General features: G+C 68.2%; 15 protein-coding genes and 1 pseudogene. 6 read left to right on the plus strand and 10 right to left on the minus strand.

From position 1 onward, the window contains the following. Positions 1-86: 86 nt before the first annotated feature. The 4 genes from nagA to I7S92_RS10340 are packed head-to-tail and all read right to left on the minus strand — an operon-like array spanning position 87 to position 3,833. Positions 87-1,199 carry an N-acetylglucosamine-6-phosphate deacetylase gene (gene nagA / locus I7S92_RS10325; protein ID WP_197643640.1) on the minus strand — a complete coding sequence of 371 codons (1,113 nt, stop codon included), beginning with the start codon at positions 1,197-1,199 and terminating at the stop codon, positions 87-89. Continuing rightward, positions 1,196-2,221 carry an SIS domain-containing protein gene (locus I7S92_RS10330; RefSeq protein ID WP_197643642.1) on the minus strand — a complete coding sequence of 342 codons (1,026 nt, stop codon included), beginning with the start codon at positions 2,219-2,221 and terminating at the stop codon, positions 1,196-1,198. Before I7S92_RS10330 ends, nagA begins: the two co-directional genes overlap by 4 nt. After that, entirely contained in the window at positions 2,218-2,985 is a 768-nt protein-coding gene (locus I7S92_RS10335) for a GntR family transcriptional regulator (protein WP_197643644.1), read from the minus strand. The genes I7S92_RS10330 and I7S92_RS10335 overlap by 4 nt, the downstream gene beginning before the upstream one ends. Next, a complete protein-coding gene (locus I7S92_RS10340) occupies positions 2,985-3,833 on the minus strand; it encodes a glucosamine kinase nucleotide-binding domain-containing protein (RefSeq protein WP_197643645.1) in 849 nt (282 codons plus the stop codon). The genes I7S92_RS10335 and I7S92_RS10340 overlap by 1 nt, the downstream gene beginning before the upstream one ends. A gap of 151 nt (positions 3,834-3,984) precedes the next feature. Between I7S92_RS10340 and I7S92_RS10345 the strand changes: the two genes are divergently transcribed. From I7S92_RS10345 to I7S92_RS10370, 6 genes are all read left to right on the plus strand, one after another. After that, complete coding sequence (locus I7S92_RS10345) at positions 3,985-4,869, plus strand: N-acetylmuramic acid 6-phosphate etherase (RefSeq protein ID WP_197643647.1); 885 nt, start codon at positions 3,985-3,987, stop codon at positions 4,867-4,869. A gap of 39 nt (positions 4,870-4,908) precedes the next feature. Then, positions 4,909-6,159: an ABC transporter substrate-binding protein gene (locus I7S92_RS10350; RefSeq protein WP_197643650.1), complete on the plus strand. Its 1,251-nt coding sequence runs from the start codon at positions 4,909-4,911 to the stop codon at positions 6,157-6,159. Positions 6,160-6,240: 81 nt separating this feature from the next. After that, entirely contained in the window at positions 6,241-7,161 is a 921-nt protein-coding gene (locus tag I7S92_RS10355) for a carbohydrate ABC transporter permease (protein ID WP_197643652.1), read from the plus strand. After that, positions 7,161-7,997, plus strand: a complete 837-nt coding sequence (locus I7S92_RS10360; RefSeq protein WP_386003797.1) for a carbohydrate ABC transporter permease — start codon at positions 7,161-7,163, stop codon at positions 7,995-7,997. Before I7S92_RS10355 ends, I7S92_RS10360 begins: the two co-directional genes overlap by 1 nt. Beyond that, complete coding sequence (locus I7S92_RS10365; protein ID WP_197643654.1) at positions 7,994-9,016, plus strand: Gfo/Idh/MocA family protein; 1,023 nt, start codon at positions 7,994-7,996, stop codon at positions 9,014-9,016. The genes I7S92_RS10360 and I7S92_RS10365 overlap by 4 nt, the downstream gene beginning before the upstream one ends. An 8-nt stretch (positions 9,017-9,024) precedes the next feature. Continuing rightward, positions 9,025-10,023: an ABC transporter ATP-binding protein gene (locus I7S92_RS10370; RefSeq protein ID WP_197643656.1), complete on the plus strand. Its 999-nt coding sequence runs from the start codon at positions 9,025-9,027 to the stop codon at positions 10,021-10,023. Here I7S92_RS10370 and I7S92_RS10375 read toward each other — a convergent pair. The 6 genes and pseudogenes from I7S92_RS10375 to I7S92_RS10400 form a co-directional block, all read right to left on the minus strand. After that, positions 10,020-10,877 carry a hypothetical protein gene (locus I7S92_RS10375; RefSeq protein ID WP_197643658.1) on the minus strand — a complete coding sequence of 286 codons (858 nt, stop codon included), beginning with the start codon at positions 10,875-10,877 and terminating at the stop codon, positions 10,020-10,022. The two genes, I7S92_RS10370 and I7S92_RS10375, sit on opposite strands and share 4 nt — an antisense overlap. Before the next feature lie 34 nt (positions 10,878-10,911). Beyond that, on the minus strand, positions 10,912-11,283 hold the full coding sequence (locus tag I7S92_RS10380) for a hypothetical protein (RefSeq protein ID WP_197643660.1): 372 nt from the start codon (positions 11,281-11,283) through the stop codon (positions 10,912-10,914). A 3-nt stretch (positions 11,284-11,286) separates the two neighbouring features. Continuing rightward, positions 11,287-12,219, minus strand: a complete 933-nt coding sequence (locus tag I7S92_RS10385) for a dynamin family protein (protein WP_197643662.1) — start codon at positions 12,217-12,219, stop codon at positions 11,287-11,289. A gap of 31 nt (positions 12,220-12,250) precedes the next feature. Further along, positions 12,251-14,272: a dynamin family protein gene (locus I7S92_RS10390; RefSeq protein WP_197643664.1), complete on the minus strand. Its 2,022-nt coding sequence runs from the start codon at positions 14,270-14,272 to the stop codon at positions 12,251-12,253. A gap of 194 nt (positions 14,273-14,466) precedes the next feature. Then, the gene (locus tag I7S92_RS10395; protein ID WP_197643666.1) at positions 14,467-16,731 is read right to left on the minus strand and encodes a P-loop NTPase family protein; all 2,265 of its coding nucleotides are present in this window, start codon (positions 16,729-16,731) and stop codon (positions 14,467-14,469) included. A gap of 24 nt (positions 16,732-16,755) precedes the next feature. Continuing rightward, positions 16,756-17,213 (minus strand): annotated as a pseudogene (locus tag I7S92_RS10400) (hypothetical protein); the annotation flags it as partial.

The following is a 17,213-nucleotide window of genomic DNA, read 5'->3' on the forward strand; positions in this document are numbered from 1 at the left end:
CACACCCGGGAACAGGAATAGCATCCCAGCCTTTATGCCGGCTTAACCGCTTGGATTTTAACGGAAGGCCGCGACCGGGCCACAATTCACCGCAGCCGCTCTCCGCCCCGCCAGACGCCACACAGGCTGCCGTCCGGGCCGAGGTGCACCATGTCGGCCGCGCGGCCCGGCAGAAGGTGGCCCAGCCGGTCGCCACGCCCCAGGCAGGCGGCAGGGCGCGAAGTCGCCATGGCCAGCGCCACCTCAGGCGGGGTGCCAAGGCGCAGCATCACCCCGACCGCCTGCGGCAGGGTCAGGTCGGCCCCGGCCAGGGTGCCGTCCTCCAGCGTCAACCGCCCGTCGCGGCGCAGGATGCGGCGGCCGTTCAGGGTGAATTCGGTGATGTCGCTGCCGGCCGGGGCCATGGCGTCCGAGACCAGGAACAGCCGGTCGCTGGCGGCCATGGCGATGCGCATCGCCGGAGCGGCGACATGGATGCCGTCGGCGATCAGCCCGGCGTGGATCGGAGAGGTCAGCGCCGCGCCGACGAGACCCGGCTCGCGGTTGCCAAGCTGGCTCATCGCGTTGAAGAGATGCGTGGCGCAGGAGGCCCCGGCGGCGACGGCGGCCTCCGCTTCGGCATGGGTGCAGTCGGAATGGCCAAGGCTGACGATCACCCCGGCCCCGGCCAGCCGCGCGATCTGTTCGGCGGTCGCGCCGGCCGGCGCAAGCGTCACCATCAGCGACGGCAGACGGGCCCGCACCTCCAGCAGCGCCAGAAGGTCCGCCTCGGTCATCGGCCGGATCAACGCCGGGTCATGCGCGCCCTTGCGGCGCGGGTCCAGATGTGGACCCTCGAGATGCAGACCCAGGAAGCCGGGGACGCCACGCCGGGCGGCCTCGGCTCCGGCGGCAAGGACGCGGGCCGTCGCCTCGGGCGTGTCGGTGATCAGCGTGGGCAGGATGCCGGTCGCGCCCAGCCGCGCGTGGATCCCGCACATCCCGGCCAGCCAGTCGGCGGTACAGGAGCCATCCAGCATCCGCCCGCCCGCGCCGTTGACCTGCAGGTCCAGAAAGCCGGGCGCAAGGAAGCCGCCGTCCAGCCGGACCTCCTCGCCCGGACCGGGGCCGGTGACGGTCCCGTCCTCGACCCGCAGGGGGCCAGGCAGCATCCGCGTGCCGTCAAAGACCGAGGCGCCGGTGAAAAGCTGGGCTGTCATACCGTTTGCGTCACCTTGCGCAGATGCGGGGGCAGGTCGGGGTCAAAGCCGCGGCGGCGGGCCAAGGCCTCGATGAAGGCGTAGAACGACACGGTCAGGACCAGCGGCGCGCAAAGCGGGTGCAACTCGCCCACCGAGGGCAGCAGCACCGCGCCCTCGACCTCGGCCCCGGTCAGGAACACATCCGCGCCCTGCGCCACCAGCCGGGCCGCGGTCTCGGCCAGCCGGGGCAGGGCGGCGTCCTGCACCCCCAGCGCCAGCACCGGGAACTGCGCCTGCACGATGGCCGAGGGGCCATGCATCACCTCGGCGGCCGAGAAGCTTTCGGCATGCAGGCCGCAGGTCTCCTTGAACTTCAGCGCGGCCTCGCAGGCGATGGCAAAGGCGGGGCCACGCCCCAGCACGAACAGCGACTGCGCCCGCGCCAGCCGGGCGGCGAGCGGGGACCAGTCCATCGTCAGCGCCTGCGCGAAGGCGTCGGGCAGCCCCGCCACGGCAGCATGCAGCTCGGCATCCTCCTGCCACTCGGCCAAGAGCGCCAGCCCGGCGAGGACCGAGGCGACGAAGGTCTTGGTCGCCGCCACGCTCTGCTCCACCCCCGCGCGCAGGGCCAGGCAATGCGCCGAGGACTGGGCCAGCGGGCTGTCGGCATGGTTGGTGATCGCCACGGTCAGCGCGCCGCCATCAGCGGCCGCGCGCATCATCTCGACAGTGTCCGGACCCTGCCCGGATTGCGAGATGCCGATGCAGGCTGCGCGCCCCATCCGCAAGGGGCGGCGGTAGATCGAGGCCAGCGACGGGCCGACCGAGGCGACGGGCACCCCGGCCGCAAGCTCGATCGCGTATTTCAGGTAGGTCGCCGCATGATCCGAAGAGCCGCGCGCGACGGTCACGACCAGCTCGGGGTCGGTCGCCCGCATCGCCTGGGCGGCGCGGGCCGTGGCCTCGGCCGAAAGCGAGAGGAAGCGGCGCGCGGCCTCGGGGATCTCGGCCACTTCGCGGGCCATGTGCGACTGGGTCATCCGGGGGCCCTTTCCGTATCGGGGGCAAGTTTCAGTTCGACGGCAAAATCATAGGCATCGCCACGGTAGAGCGAGCGGGTGAATTCCACCACGCGGCCATTCGCCAGATAGCCGATCCGCTCGATCCGCAGCCCCGCCGCACCGGCGGTAACGCCCAGCAGCTCGGCGTCGCGGGGGCCGAGGTTGGCCGCCGAGATGCGTTGCACGGCACGGACCGGGCGCTGGCCCCTGGTCTCCAGCCAGGCGTAAAGCGAGGTTCCGACCTGGTCCGGGTCCGGCAGCACCTGGGTCGAGAGCGAGGCCCGCTCGATCGCCAGCGGCACCCCGTCCGAGCGGCGCACCCGTTCCAGCCGGGCCACGCGGTCGCCCGCGCCAAGGCCAAGCGCCATCACCTCCTCGGGCGTCGGCGACTGGACCGAACGGCTGATCCAGAAGGATTCCACCGACTTGCCGCGCCGGGCCATGTCCTCGGTGAACGAGGTGAGGAGCGAGAGCGCCTGCTCCAGCCGCTCCACCCTGGGCGCGACGAAGGTGCCCGAGCCGCGCCGCTGCACCAGCGCGCCCTGTGCCACCAGCGCCTCGATCGCCTTTCGCACGGTCACCCGCGACAGGCCGGTCATCGCCGCGATGTCGCGTTCGGCGGGCAGGCTGGCGCCGGGGGGCAGCACGCCCCGCGTCATCGCATCGGCGATCCGGCGTTGCAGCTGCAGATAAAGCGGCCCGGCGCCGGTCGCGAAGCCTTCGGGCGAGAACATCTCCTCCATCACGCCGCCTCCCGCGCCAGGATCAGCGCGCCGTCCAGGGCCGAACCCTGCGCCGGGCGGATCGCCCAGCGGTTTCCCAGGCGCGCGGCATAGCTTGGCCCCAGCCCGCCGATGAAGGTCACCGGCAAGGGCGGGTCCCGCTGCAGGACATGGACCGCCCGGGCGACATCGGCAGTCGCGATGGCGACAAGTTCGTGCGCGATGGGATCGTCTGCGGCCAGAACCTCCGGCGCCAGTCGTGCGAAATCCGCCGGGCGGGCGGCCAGCGAGAAGGCGATCACGCCCTCGGTCCCGCCGTGGCTCTTCAACACCGCGTCCAGAAGCGGCGTTCCGGCGCGGAACCCGTCCGCCGCCAGCAGCGCCTGCCGCAGGACCTCGCGTCCCAACCAGGCCCCGCTGCCCTCATCCCCCAGCACCAGGCCCCAGCCGCCGACCTGGCGGATCCGGCCCCCGGCCTGCGCGGCAAAGACCGACCCGGTGCCAAGCGCCGCGACGATCCCGTCCCGGTCGGCCAGGGCGCCCTTCACGGCGGCAATCGCGTCGGTTTCCAACTTGATCCGGGCGAAGGGCAGGGCGCGGCGCAGCGCCTCGGCCCTGCCTGCGGCATTGGCCCCGGCCAGGCCAAGACCAGCGGAAAGCGCGGGCAGTTCGGCCGCGACAGCCCCGACGCCGAGCGCACGGGTCAGCGCCTCTGTCGTGGCGGCGAGGATGTTGTCCCGCGCCCCCGCAAGGTCGCTGGCGATGTTTGCCGGGCCTGCAACCCCCTCGCCCAGCACACGGCCGGACGCATCCGCCACCGCCGCGCGGCAGCCGGTTCCCCCGCCGTCTATGCCCAAGAAGAAGCCCATGCGAATCCCTTTCGCGAAAAGAATACCAAAACAAGACCATTTGGAAAGCGATAACTGGAAACGGTCGAAAAAGCGAGAAAATATGACGAAGACAAGAACACGCTTTACAAGTGGTATCAGTTTGGCATTGTTGACCCCGAGGGGGAATCACATGGCCGACCGTCCGACCGAGGCGCTGCATCCGATGGCCGAGGGGCTGCATCTTGCCCCTCCGGAGCAGGTGCTGTCGCGCGCGCTGGCGGCGCAGCAGGCCGCTCTGGCGGCGGTGGGCCCCGCGCTGCCGCAGCTTGCCGCGGCCGCACGGATCGCGGCCCAGACCCTGCGTGCCGGAGGCAAGCTGGCCTATGCCGGGGCCGGTTCCTCGGGCCTGATGGCGCTGGCCGACTGCCTGGAGATGCTGGGGACCTTCGGCATCCCGGCGGAACGGACGCCGATGCTGTTCGCGGGCGGCGCGGAGGCGCTGCTGAAGATGACCGGCGGGGTCGAGGACGACCCCGCGCTGGCCGCCGCCGACCTGGCGCGCGCGGATCTGGGCGTGGGCGATGTGCTGATCGCCGTCTCGGCCTCGGGCACGACGCCCTATACGCTGGCGGTGGCCGCCGGTGCGGCGAAGGCCGGGGCGAAGGTGGTGGGGATCGCCAATGTCCCCGGTTCGCCCCTCTTGCAGGCGGCCGACGTCCCGGTGCTGCTGGAGACCGGGGCCGAGATCGTGGCGGGCTCGACCCGGCTGGGGGCGGCCACGGCGCAGAAGGTGGCGATGAACCTGGTCTCGGTGCTGGTCGGGGTGGAACTGGGCCATGTCCACGACGGGATGATGGTCAACCTGGTCGCCGACAATGCCAAGCTGCGCGACCGCGCGGCCCGGATCGTGGCGCGGGTGGCGGGGGTGGATACCGGGATCGCCCGGGTCGCGTTGAACCGCACCCGGGGCGCGGTGAAACCGGCCGTTCTGGTGGCGCGCGGCGCCTCGCCCGAAAGCGCCGGGGCGCGGCTGGCCGCCGCAGGCGGCATCCTTGCCAAGGCCATGAAAAGCTGAAGAATACCAACTGGCGAAAGCCTCTACAGGGAGATTGCGATGACCAAGACGCTTAAACTGGCCCTTCTGACCAGCACCTTGCTGGGCAGCGCCGCCTTTGCGCAGGACGTGACGCTGACCATCGAAAGCTGGCGCAACGACGACCTGACCATCTGGCAGGACACCATCATCCCCGCGTTCGAGGCCGCGCATCCCGGCATCAAGGTGGTCTTTTCCCCCTCGGCCCCGGCGGAATACAACGCCGTGCTGAACTCCAAGCTGCAGGCGGGCTCGGCCGGTGACCTGATCACCTGCCGCCCCTTCGACGCCAGCCTCGAGCTTTTCAACCAGGGCAACCTTGCCGACCTGACCGATCTTGCCGCGATGGCCAATTTCTCGCCGGTGGCCAAATCCGCCTGGCAGACCGATGACGGCGCCGCCACCTTCTGCGTGCCGATGGCCTCGGTCATTCACGGCTTCATCTACAATGCCGACGCCTTCGAGGCGCTAGGCATCGCCGTCCCCACCACGAACGAGGAATTCTACGCCGCGCTGGACAAGATCAAGGCCGACGGCACCTATATCCCGATGGCGATGGGCACCAACGACCAGTGGGAAGCCGCCACGATGGGCTATCAGAACATCGGGCCGAACTACTGGAAGGGCGAGGAAGGCCGCCTGGCCCTGATCAAGGGCGAGCAGAAGCTGACGGATGAGGGCTGGGTGGCCCCCTACCGCGAGCTGGCGAAGTGGAAGGACTACCTCGGCGACGGGTTCGAGGCGCAGACCTATCCCGACAGCCAGAACCTGTTCACCCTCGGCCGCGCTGCGATCTACCCGGCAGGATCGTGGGAGATCTCGGGCTTCAACACCCAAGCCGGGTTCAAGATGGGCGCCTTCCCGCCGCCGGTCGCCGCTGCCGGGGACACCTGCTATATTTCGGACCACACGGATATCGCCATCGGCATGAACGCCAAATCGCCGAACGCCGAGGCGGCCAGGACCTTCCTGGAATGGGTCGGCACGCCCGAATTCGCGACGCTTTACGCCAACGCCCTGCCGGGTTTCTTCAGCCTGAACTCCACCCCGGTCGAGATGACGGACCCGCTGGCGCAGGAATTCGTGTCCTGGCGTGAGAAGTGCCAGTCGACGATCCGCTCGACCTACCAGATCCTGTCGCGCGGCACGCCGAACCTCGAGAACGAGACCTGGAACGCCAGCGCCAACGTCATCAAGGGCACCGAGACGCCCGAGGATGCCGCCAAGCGCCTGCAGGACGGCCTGGCCTCGTGGTACGAGCCGCAGAAGTAAGCTGAACCGGCGGAACCGGGGGGCTTCGCGCCCCCCGGACCCCCCGCGGGATATTTCCACAAAGATGAAAGGGGACGAACATTGGCTTCGCGTAAGCCCGTGCGCTGGCATATTGCCGTGTTCCTGGCCCCGGCTGTGCTGGTCTACACCGCGCTGATGATCGTTCCCCTGTTCGGGACGTTGGCGCAGTCGCTGATGAACCACGACGCGACCGGCGCCCGGATCTTTGTGGGGTTGCGCAACTTCGCCACGCTCTTCGGCGATGCGGTCTGGTCGGATGCCTTCTGGAACGCGCTGGGCAACAACACCTGGTTCTTCGTGATCCATATGCTGGTCCAGAACCCGATCGGCATCGCGCTGGCCGCGATCCTGTCCACCCCACGCCTGCGGATGGCCGGGTTCTACCGCACCGCGATCTTCATCCCCACCATTCTCAGCTTCGTGATCGTCGGCTTCGTCTGGAAGCTGATCCTCTCGCCGATCTGGGGCATCGCGCCGGGGATGCTGGATGCGGTAGGCCTGAAATTCCTGTTCGCGCCCTGGCTGGGCAAGGAGGAATACGCCCTCACCGCGCTGGCGCTGGTCTCGGTCTGGCAGTTCGTCGGCATCCCGATGATGCTGATCTATGCCGCGCTGCTGTCGATCCCCGACGGGGTGATCGAGGCGGCCGAGATGGACGGGATCACCGGCTGGTCGCAGTTCTGGAGGATCAAGCTGCCGCTGATCCTGCCATCGGTCGGCATCATCTCGATCCTGACCTTCGTCGGCAACTTCAACGCCTTCGACCTGATCTATGTCGCGCAGGGCGCGCTGGCCGGGCCGGATTTCAGCACCGACATCCTGGGCACCTTCCTCTACCGCACCTTCTTCGGCTTCCAGTTGCAACTGGGCGATCCCTACATGGGCTCGGCCATCGCCACGGCGATGTTCGGGATCATCCTGATCGGAGTCTGCATCTACCTGTTCGGCATCCAGACCCGTCTGCGGAGGTACCAGTTCTGATGAAGGCGCGCGCTTCCACCGGACGGACGATCGCCGCCCATGCGGTGCTGCTGGCCTATACGCTGATCGCGCTGTTCCCGGTCTTCGTCATCGTCATCAACAGCTTCAAGTCGCGCAAGGCGATCTTCGCCGATCCCCTGGGCCTGCCCCTGCCCGGCAGCTTCGACCTGGTGGGCTACAGGACCGTGCTGCACCAGGGCGACTTCTTCCTGTATTTTCAGAACAGCCTGATCGTCACCGTCGCCAGCCTGTTCTGTGTCCTCCTGTTCGGGGCCATGGCGGCCTTTGCCCTGTCGGAATACCGTTTCCGGGGCAATACGCTGATGGGGCTGTACCTGGCGCTGGGGATCATGATCCCGATCCGGCTGGGAACGGTGGCGATCCTCGAGATGATGGTCGCCTCGGGGCTGGTGAACACCCTGACCGCGCTGATCCTGGTCTATACGGCGCAGGGCCTGCCGCTCGCGATCTTCATCCTGGCCGAGTTCATGAAGTCGGTCTCGGACGACCTGAAGAACGCCGGGCGGATCGACGGGCTGTCCGAGTACCGGATCTTCTTCAGCCTGGTCCTGCCGCTGGTCCGCCCCGCCATGGCGACGGTCGCGGTCTTCACCATGATCCCGATCTGGAACGACCTCTGGTTCCCGCTGATCCTGGCCCCGGCGGAGGATACCAAGACCGTCACCCTTGGCGCGCAGGTCTTCATCGGGCAGTTCGTCACCAACTGGAACGCCGTCCTCGCCGCCCTGTCGCTGGCCATCGTGCCGGTGCTGGTCCTCTACCTCATCTTCTCGCGGCAGCTGATCCGCGGGATCACCGCAGGAGCCGTCAAATGATCCGTGTCATGGTCGCCGGTCTGGGCACCATGGGCCGCAGCCATGCCCTGGCCTATCACCGCAACCCGGCCTTCGATCTGGTGGGCCTCGTCAACCGCTCGACCCCCCGGCTGGACCCGGCGCTGGACGGCTACGCCATCGAGCCCGATTTCCACGCGGCCCTAGACCGGCTGAAGCCGGACCTCGTGAACGTCTCGACCTATTCCGACAGCCACGCCGACTATGCGGTGGCCGCGATTGAGGCCGGGGCGCATGTCTTTGTCGAAAAGCCCCTCGCGACAACCGTGAAGGACGCCCGACGGGTGGTGGATTGCGCAAAGGCGAACGGCAAGAAGGTCGTCGTCGGCTATATCCTGCGCCACCACCCCAGCTGGATGCGCCTGATCGCCGAGGCGCGCAGCTTGGGTGGGCCCTATGTCTTTCGCCTGAACCTGAACCAGCAGTCCTCGGGTCCGACATGGGAGGTCCACAAGACCCTGATGCGGACCACCTCGCCGCTGGTCGATTGCGGGGTGCACTATGTCGACGTCATGTGCCAGATTACCGACGCCCGGCCGGTCGAGGTGCGCGGCATGGGTTTGCGCCTGAGCGATGAAATCGCGCCCGATATGTACAACTACGGCCATTTCCAGGTGCTGTTCGATGACGGGAGCGTCGGCTGGTACGAGGCGGGCTGGGGTCCGATGATGTCCGACACCGCCTTCTTCGTGAAGGACGTGGTCAGCCCGAAGGGCGCGGTGTCGATCAAGATGCCGGAGAGTGCCCGGTCGGATGACCACTCGACCCACACCGCCACCCAGACCATCCGGGTCCACCGCGTCGGCCAGCCCGACCAGGACCTGTCGATGGCCGACGAACCCGGCCACCAGGAGTTGTGCGAGCGCGAGCAGGCCTTTGTCGCCCGCGCGATCACCGAGGACCTCGACCTGACCCGGCACATGGAAGATGCCGTCCAGTCGCTTGCCATCTGTCTTGCCGCCGACGAAAGCGTCCGCTCCGGCAAGCCCGTGAAACTGTAGGGGGTGCCATGGGCGCACTGGAACTGAGAGGCGTCACCAAGAACTTCGGCAAGACCGAGGTGATCAAGGGTGTCGACCTGACCGTGAACGCCGGTGAATTCTGCGTCTTCGTCGGTCCCTCGGGTTGCGGCAAGTCCACCCTTCTGCGGATGATCGCCGGGCTGGAGGACACGACCGGCGGCGATATCCTGCTGGACGGGCGGCGGGTCAACGATCTTGCCCCGGCCCGGCGCGAGTTGGCGATGGTGTTCCAGACCTATGCGCTTTACCCGCATCTCAGCGTGCGCGACAACATGGGCCTGGCGCTGAAACAGGCCGGGGCCTCGCGGTCCGAGATCACGGCCGCCACCGACCGCGCCGCCGCGATGCTGGAGCTTGAGCCGCTGATGGACCGCCGCCCGGCCGAGCTGTCCGGCGGCCAGCGCCAGCGCGTCGCGATCGGCCGCGCCATCGTCCGGCGCCCCAAGCTGTTCCTCTTCGACGAGCCGCTCTCGAACCTGGACGCGGCGCTGCGGGTGGCGACCCGGATCGAGATCGCGCGCCTCCACCGCGAGTTGAAGACCACGATGATCTATGTCACCCACGACCAGATCGAGGCGATGACCCTGGCCCACCGCATCGTCGTGATGCGCCAGGGGCGGATCGAGCAGGTCGGCAGCCCGATGGAGCTGTACAACAACCCGGCCAACACCTTCGTCGCGGGCTTCATCGGCAGTCCGCAGATGAACTTCCTGGACGCCACCGCGCTGGGCCTTGCGCCGGGCAGGGTCGGCATCCGGCCCGAGCATCTGACGATCTCGCGCGGCACCGGCGAGATTCCGGCCACGGTCAGCCATATCGAGAAGCTGGGCGGCGAGACCCTGGTCTACGCCCGCCACCCGCAGCACGGGATGCTGACGGTGCGGCTGTTCGGCGAACACGACTACAGCGTCGATGAAACGGTGCACCTGACCCTGCACCGCGAGCGCATGTTCGAGTTCGACCCCGCCGGCAAGCGCCGGACCTAGCCGCGGGCCGCGTTCCAGGCGGTCAGCAGGCTCTGGGTCGCGTCGCCCTCGATCACGCCAAGCAGCGTGCCGCCCTCGGCGCGGGCGCAGAGGATGCCGTGCCCCTCGCTCAGCGCGGCGCCCAGTGCGATGCAAACCGGCCCGGCCGGAACCATCGAGACCAGGTCCAGCTGGCGCGCGATGCTCTCGCTCTCGTCGTCAAGGAAGCCGCGCAGATGCGAGACCATCTCCTCGGGTCCGTCGCTTTTCCCGTCCCGGCTGCCGCCGGAAATCAGCCAGGCCGCCAGCGTCGGGCCCATGCGCGCGGCAAAGCGCACAAGGAAAGCCTCATCCCCGGCTTCGATCTCGACCCCGGTTGCGGGTTCGGGCGGCTCTGCCACGGGCTCCGGCTCCTCGGCCTCTCCGGCATCGTTCAACTCGATCAGGCAGAGATCCGCCAGAAGGGCCACCGGCAGGCCGACGCTGACCCCGTCCGACCCGCGCCCAGGGGGGGCGGACATCACCCGCAACTCGCTGCGCTGCGCGGCCAGGGCCTGCAGAAGCTTGATCAGCGCATCCTTGTGCTCATCCTCCAGCACCGGCGCGGCCAGGCAGGTCTCGGCCCCGGCAAGTCCGGTCGCGCCGGTCAGGCGCAGCACGCGGCGGCCCGCGACCTCCAGCGTCAGGCTGCTGCCGGAACCGGATTCAAAGCACAGCGACCGGGCGAGGATGGTCTCGTTCACCTCGCGCAGGATGGCCGCCAGGGGGTTGCGATGGCCGATTTCGGCAACCACGCGCGCCCCGCCGGGCGCAAGCCGTGCAGGCGTCTGCAACGCCGTCAGGCGCGCCACGATCGGAAGGGTGCCCCTGTTCAATCTCGTGTCCGGTTCAGGCCAGATCCAGCTGCCGTCATGTGCCGGCCGTGATCTTCTCTAGTGTTTCACGGATCTTCGCCACAAATCCGGGAAGGTCAATGGTCTGATCGCAGACACAGACCAGCGCATCGGCCGGCTCGCTTTCCGAGCGCAGGAAGACCTGCACCCCGTCCAGCGCCATGACCACCGCGGCATGAGGTTCGCCGAAGGCTTCGACCGACAGCGAGAACAGCGGATCGTCAAAGGCGATCCGCGCCTGTTCGCACAGCGCGTCCAGCTTCTCCTGCGTCACTGCCTGATTGCCATGGCTGGCCAGCACCATCCGCGAGGACAGGTCGGCAAAGGCCACGATCCGCGCCTGCGGATAGGCTTTCACCACGGCGCCAAGATGGTCGCTGACCGCCACCCGTCACACGCCCTTGGCAGCGGTGGCAAGCATGTCCGAGAAGGACACCACCGTCGGCCCGGATTCGGCCGTCGGCCGCTCGGTCCGCAAGAGGCGCTCGCCGGTATTGGCCACCCGGCGCGGGGCGATCCGCACGACCGGCGTGTTGCGGATCGCCATCTTCCGCTCGAAGGCGCGGGCGATCAGGCTTTGCCCGACTTCGGCGGTATCGGCGTCATCCGGGCGGACCGCCGGCATCCCTTCCTCGCCGGGCTCGGGATAGCCTTCGTCGATGATGCGGTGGATCAGGTCGAAAAGTGCGCCGGTAAAGTCCTGCGCGCCGCTGTCCTGCCACCTGGCCTCATCGTCCCCGGCGGTCATCGCCTGCATCAGCGACATCGGGAAGACTTCGGCGAAAAGCCCCCCGGTCTCTTGCCGGACCCGCTTCAGCACCTTGGCCTTGTCGCTGTCGCCCAGGATCTTGTCGAAGCGCGTGACCAGAAGCAGGCTGTTCCGCCGCATCTCGGCCGGAAAGCTGTTCCAGACCCCGCTTTCCGACTGCCGCCAGGCCTGGGTCGCATGGGTGCACCACAAGACGCCATCGGCCAGATGCGCCATCCGCTCCCAGACCTCGGGCGACATCGAGGGGTCGCTGATCCCCGGCATGTCGATCAGGTCGGCATAGCGCAGGATGTCGCTCTTCATGAAGATGCGGACATGCTCGGTCGTCTCCAGGCTGACCCGCTCCAGATCGGCGAGGTCCAGCTCGTAGGCCTGCCCGTCCAGCCCCATCGTATAGGCATCCTCCGGCCCGTAGGAGAGCCAGACCGGCGGCAACTGCGTGGCCGTCACCTTCTCCAGCAGCGGCCGCGCGCCCATCAGCACATTGCAGAGCGTGCTCTTTCCCGAGCTGAACTCGCCCATGATGGCGAGGCGGGGTTTGCGGGTGAGGGGCATGCTTCAGGATCCTTCCGTGTCCAGGCCGGGCTCAATCGGCATAGACGCCAAGTTCGTCCATGATCGAGGCCAGGCATTCCTGCCGGTCCTCCCAGGCGTTCACGCCGAACAGCTCCTTCATCTCCTCCATCGAGATTTCCGAGCTGGCCAGCGCGCTTGTCAGCAGCTCGCGCTGTTCCTGCAGGAAGTCGCGCAGGGTATGCTGGGTCCGTTCGCGGAACAGGCCGATCTGGATCGTCTTCAGGTCGTTGATGATCGGGTCGGTTTCCGCCCGGATCAACTTGTTGAAATCCTGGGCAAAGGCCTTGTAGCCCCGGCGGCGCTGCCACCAGCCCTTCCACCAGCTGACCTGCAGGTCCAGCGCGATGGTCTGGCCCAGGTTGATCGGCGGCGGGATGTAGGAGACGACCGGCGTCTCGATCTTGAAGCCCTCGACGGTGATCGAGAAGGTCCTGCCGTAAAGCTCGGCGATCCGGACCGCGGTCTCGTTGTTCACCTCGGCCGCGATGCCGTGCATCTTCTTCAGCACGACCTGATAGCTGGAGCTGAGCAGCATCCGCAGCCCCAGGGGGCTGTAATGCCAGGTCGCATCCTCGCCATTGGTCTGCAGATGCTCGATCAGGCTGTTGGTCGCGCGGTCCAGGAAGCGTTCATAGCTCTGGTCGATGCGGTTGGTGAAATCCTTGCAGGCGGAATCGGTCAGCACGGTGAGCTTCTCGACCGCCGCGGCCTCGATCTTGCGCAGTTCGGTGTCCAGCTGCTCGGGCGTCATGGTCCGGTTCAGCTGGCCATCCGACTCCAGGATGCGGACCTGGTCCACCACGTCCAGGCTTTGCGCCAGGTTCAGCGCCTGCCGGGCCGATTTCTGCAGGGCCTCATGCACCGGACCCTCGTACATCCGCTGGCCCAGCGCATCCAGCAGCGCCGGCACGCCCGAGGCATGCCAGACCAGCTGTTCGGCCGACCATTCGTCCATCTTGTCGGCGAAGGCGGCGCGGGTCCAGTTGATCGCCGACTCGGTCGAGTCGTCGGTCATCTCGTCGATCTTGCCTTCCAGGACGGCGTTCGCCCAATGGGCCGAGCCGTAGATGATGTCGATGTCCTGCGGCGCGTTGTTCTTCTCCAGCGTCTCCAGGATCGCGCGGTGGATCTCGGGCACCTGGTTCGCCGGGTCGGGAAGTTCGTCGATCCGGTTGACGAAGATGATGATCTCGCGCGACTGGCGGTGCGCGATCAGGCGGATCAGCGCCATGTCCATCGTCGTCAGCGCCTGGTGCGCCGAGAGCACGACGATACAGGACCGGCTGTCGCGGACCGCGTTGATCGTGATCTGCTCGCGCATCATGAAGGTGTCGTTCACGCCGGGCGTGTCGCGCACGCACAGCATGACCGGGATGTCGTCGCGCTCGATATACAGGTCGGCCGACTTGGTGATGTCGGTGAATCGCCCCTGGTCCGCCCCCACCGCATCCTCGTCGCCAACGCAGACATAGCGGCGCAGAAGCGCGTCATCGACCGTGCCATAGCGGTGTTCGGTGCCCAAGAGCAGCTCGAACTTGCGGCCCAGCCGCGCCTGCGCCTTCTCGCGCATGGCGACGACCTGCAGGCGCAGCTTCTCAAGCTCGTCATCCGCACCGGCGCGGGCCGCCAGCTGGCCGATCCTTCCGCCGTTCGAGATCAGCTTGTCCCATTCGGCATGGTCGAAGAACTTGAACTTCGCCCGCACGTTCAGCTCGGGCGTGGGGGTGTTGATGTGCAGCGACGTCACCACCGAGGTCCAGGGGTTCACGTCGGTCGGCAACAGGCCGGGCGCCCCGATCATCGCGTTGATCAGCGAGGTCTTGCCCGCCTTGATCTGGCCGATCACGGTAACCGAAGGCTCGACCTCGCGCACCTGCTGCTGGATGCGCGTGACCTTCTTCGACGTGTCGGCGTCCGACATCGTCACGAAATCGCGCAGCACATCCTCGAATCGAGTGATCGTCTCGGCAATCCGGCCCAGGCCCGGGAAGCTGCGCGTCAGCGCAACTGCGGGAGCCGGAGTTTCCTGCACCTCTGGAACGCCGGGTTCTGCAACCGGATCATCATCTTGCACTACCGCGCCAAGTCCCATGATCACCCCACCAATTCCGTACAGAACCACCTATATGGCACACGCAAAGCCGCAAGTCCCCGCGATCATGACATAAGTTTGGAAAGTGGTCCCAATTGGGCACGTTTTAGACGATTCTTCGGTCAATAATAAGGTCAAGCTGCGACCAATGTTTCCAATTCACGCTTAAGTTGCAGAAGCAGGGTCAGCGCGTCATCTGCAGGCGCATGCCCCTTCTCCAGCTGCATCAGCATGATGAGATCCTGGATCTCGCCAAGATCCCCGGTGATTCGGCGTACCCCCGGCGAGGCGCCCCGCGACAGGATCGCCTGCAGCCGCTCGACCGTCTCGCGGCCATGATCCAGCACCAGGTCGACCGGCACCTTCTCCTCGGGGTCCACCTCGGCCGCAAGTTCGGCCGAGCGGGCGACGATCAGGTCGATCGCCTGGGCCAGCACCCCCCGGTCGCTGGCCGGGACCGGCATGGGCGCGGCCGGTGCCGTCACCGGCGTTGCGGGGGGACGGACGGCAATCCGGGGCCGCTCCCGCCGCGAGGCCGCGGGCTCGGCCGGCGGGGTCTCCGGCGCGGGGCTGCCCGGCTGCGGCACATTGGTGATCGGCGCGACCGGGATGCGCTCACGCGCGACGCGGGGTGGCGGCGGCCCAGCCTTGTGCGGGGCCGTGGTCGGCACATTGGTGATCGGCGGCGTCGCGACCCGCTCGCGCGGGATTCTCTCCGTCACCCGCAGCCGGGCGGCCGGGGGCGGCGCAGGCTCGGGCGGCTCCACGGGAGACTCTTCCTCCTCGGCGGCTGCTTCCGGCGGGGTCATCTCCTCCGGCCGGGCGCGCAGCGAGGACAGGTCAGGCAAGGGGGTTCCGGGCTCCAGCCCCGGGCGGGGCGCGCCGAACAGCCGGGGGTGCGTATCGCCGCCCTCGGTCGCGGGGGCGGCAGGTGGCGCCGAAGGCCGGATCCCGTCGCGCGGTTTCCGCTCGTGCGGGGCGCGCTGGACCATGGCCGCCGCCGCCGCGATCATCCGCGCGATCCGTTGCTCATCCGTTTCGACCTGCACGGGTTCGGCTGCGGCTTCGGGTTCGGGCGCAGGGGTCGGTTCGGGTTCGATTGCGGCTTTGGCTTCAGGGACCGGCCTTGGCTCCGGCTCCGACTCGGGCTCCGGCTCGGCCACCACCGGCTCTGGCTGTACCGCCATCGGTGCTGGCTCCGGTTCTGGCGCAGGCGGCGGTGCGGCCATCTCGGCCTTGGATTTCCAGGTCGTCCGCAGCGGCATCTGCGACGGAGCCCCCTCCGCCGGCGCCTGCTTCATCCGGTCCGCGAACCGCCTGCGCCCCGCCTCGTCCGGTGCGCTGTCAGGGGCGGCTTCCGACCGAGGCGCCTCCTCTTTCGGTGCCGCAGCCTCTGCTGCCGGAGCGGTGAGCGGCGCAGGCTCGGGCATTTCCGAAACCGTTTCCGGCTCCGAGGGAACCGGCTCCGGGGGAACCGGCACCGCCGCGACGGTCGGCTCCTCCGCTTCGGGCGCGGCGATATCCTCGGGCGGGGGAACCCGGTCCTGCGGCTGGGCCTCGCCCGCCTCGGCGAAGCGGCGCGCCACCATTTCGCTGGCTTCGACATGGCGGGCCAGCAGAAGCTCGGCCATGTCCATGTCGGCCTGCCGCGCCATCTGCACCCGGGTCTTGATCGCCGTGATCACCGCCCCCGCGCCGCTGTCGCGGAACAGGTCGCGGTCCAGCCCACCCGGAGCCTGCATTGCCTGCCGCGCCTGCTTGGCCGAGATCGCCAGCACCTGGCGGAAATCCTCGCCCGCGCGCAGTTCCACCCGTTCCAGCATCCCCTGCGCCGCCTCGCGCCCGCCCAGGAGATCGACCTTGGTCAGGAACAGGAAACCGTTGTCCTTCATCACATCCGGCATGTCCTCCCAGACCACCTGCTCCTTCGGCAGGTAGGAGGTCGTGCACCAGATGACGATATCCGCCCGCTTCTGCGCCCAGGCCGTCGCGCGGCGCTGCTCGGCCTCCATCGGGCCGGCCGAGATCTCCAGCAGGGTGATCACCTTCAACGCCGGCAGGTCCAGCTCCAGCGTCACCAGCGCCGGGGCCAGATGCAGCACCTCGGACAGGTTGCTGCCGGGGATCACCTCGTTGCGCCCGTCGGCCAGAGTGCAGATCATCCGTGCCTGGGGCCCGTGCTGCACCACGATCGTCGGCAGCCGCAGCGTCTCCGGCACGACCACGGTCCCGGCCAGCAGATTCAGGATCGCCGACTTGCCTGCACCGGGCAGGCCCAGAAGCGCCACCCGCGCCGGGCGCTCCAGCCGTTCGATCAACCGCTCGGCCGCTTCCGCCGGTCCGCCAGCAGCCAGCAGGCCCCGGTCCAAAAGAACACCAAGCCGCTGCGCGACCGTCATTTCTCCGACTGCTTCTGCCATGACCTACTTTATGACGATCACCCGCTTCGGCCGCAAGCGCACAGGTGTGAGATCTCCCAGATCTTTGTCCGCCGGTTCCGCCGTCTCGATCACCACCCGCCGCGGCGTGGCCCGCGCCTCCTCGGCCCGGGCCTTGCCGTCCTTCAGCGGCGGCGGTTCGGGCTGCGGCGGCTCGGCGGGCGGGGCGAGCGTCCTTGGCGGCTTGTGGACGAAGATCGGTTCCGTCGCGAGTGTTGTCAGCCGTTTGGGGCGGGCGACGGCCATGGAGGGGCGGGCGAGGTCCTGTTTCGGGCGGGTGCTGGCGTCGTTCACCTTGATGACGGTGAAGCTGATATTGTCCTGGTCCGGGTCGCCCAGCCGGGCCAGCTCCTCCAGCAGCCGCTCGGCGATCTCGGTCGAGCGGCTCTTGCGGTACTTGTGCAGCACCTTCCCGATCTGGGCATCGGTCAGGAACTGCAGCC

Origin of the sequence: Tabrizicola soli (assembly GCF_015999335.1) — a bacterium.
Classification (GTDB): domain Bacteria; phylum Pseudomonadota; class Alphaproteobacteria; order Rhodobacterales; family Rhodobacteraceae; genus Tabrizicola; species Tabrizicola soli.

What these genes read in the sequence shown, in the direction of transcription:
- I7S92_RS10345 (WP_197643647.1), top strand. Translation starts at nt 3,985, where the DNA reads ATGGCCGACCGTCCGACCGAGGCGCTGCATCCGATGGCCGAGGGGCTG.
- I7S92_RS10365 (WP_197643654.1), top strand. Translation starts at nt 7,994, where the DNA reads ATGATCCGTGTCATGGTCGCCGGTCTGGGCACCATGGGCCGCAGCCAT.
- I7S92_RS10385 (WP_197643662.1), bottom strand. Translation starts at nt 12,219, where the DNA reads ATGCCCCTCACCCGCAAACCCCGCCTCGCCATCATGGGCGAGTTCAGC.
- nagA (WP_197643640.1), bottom strand. Translation starts at nt 1,199, where the DNA reads ATGACAGCCCAGCTTTTCACCGGCGCCTCGGTCTTTGACGGCACGCGG.
- I7S92_RS10360 (WP_386003797.1), top strand. Translation starts at nt 7,161, where the DNA reads ATGAAGGCGCGCGCTTCCACCGGACGGACGATCGCCGCCCATGCGGTG.
- I7S92_RS10335 (WP_197643644.1), bottom strand. Translation starts at nt 2,985, where the DNA reads ATGGAGGAGATGTTCTCGCCCGAAGGCTTCGCGACCGGCGCCGGGCCG.
- I7S92_RS10370 (WP_197643656.1), top strand. Translation starts at nt 9,025, where the DNA reads ATGGGCGCACTGGAACTGAGAGGCGTCACCAAGAACTTCGGCAAGACC.
- I7S92_RS10350 (WP_197643650.1), top strand. Translation starts at nt 4,909, where the DNA reads ATGACCAAGACGCTTAAACTGGCCCTTCTGACCAGCACCTTGCTGGGC.
- I7S92_RS10395 (WP_197643666.1), bottom strand. Translation starts at nt 16,731, where the DNA reads ATGACGGTCGCGCAGCGGCTTGGTGTTCTTTTGGACCGGGGCCTGCTG.
- I7S92_RS10340 (WP_197643645.1), bottom strand. Translation starts at nt 3,833, where the DNA reads ATGGGCTTCTTCTTGGGCATAGACGGCGGGGGAACCGGCTGCCGCGCG.
- I7S92_RS10330 (WP_197643642.1), bottom strand. Translation starts at nt 2,221, where the DNA reads ATGACCCAGTCGCACATGGCCCGCGAAGTGGCCGAGATCCCCGAGGCC.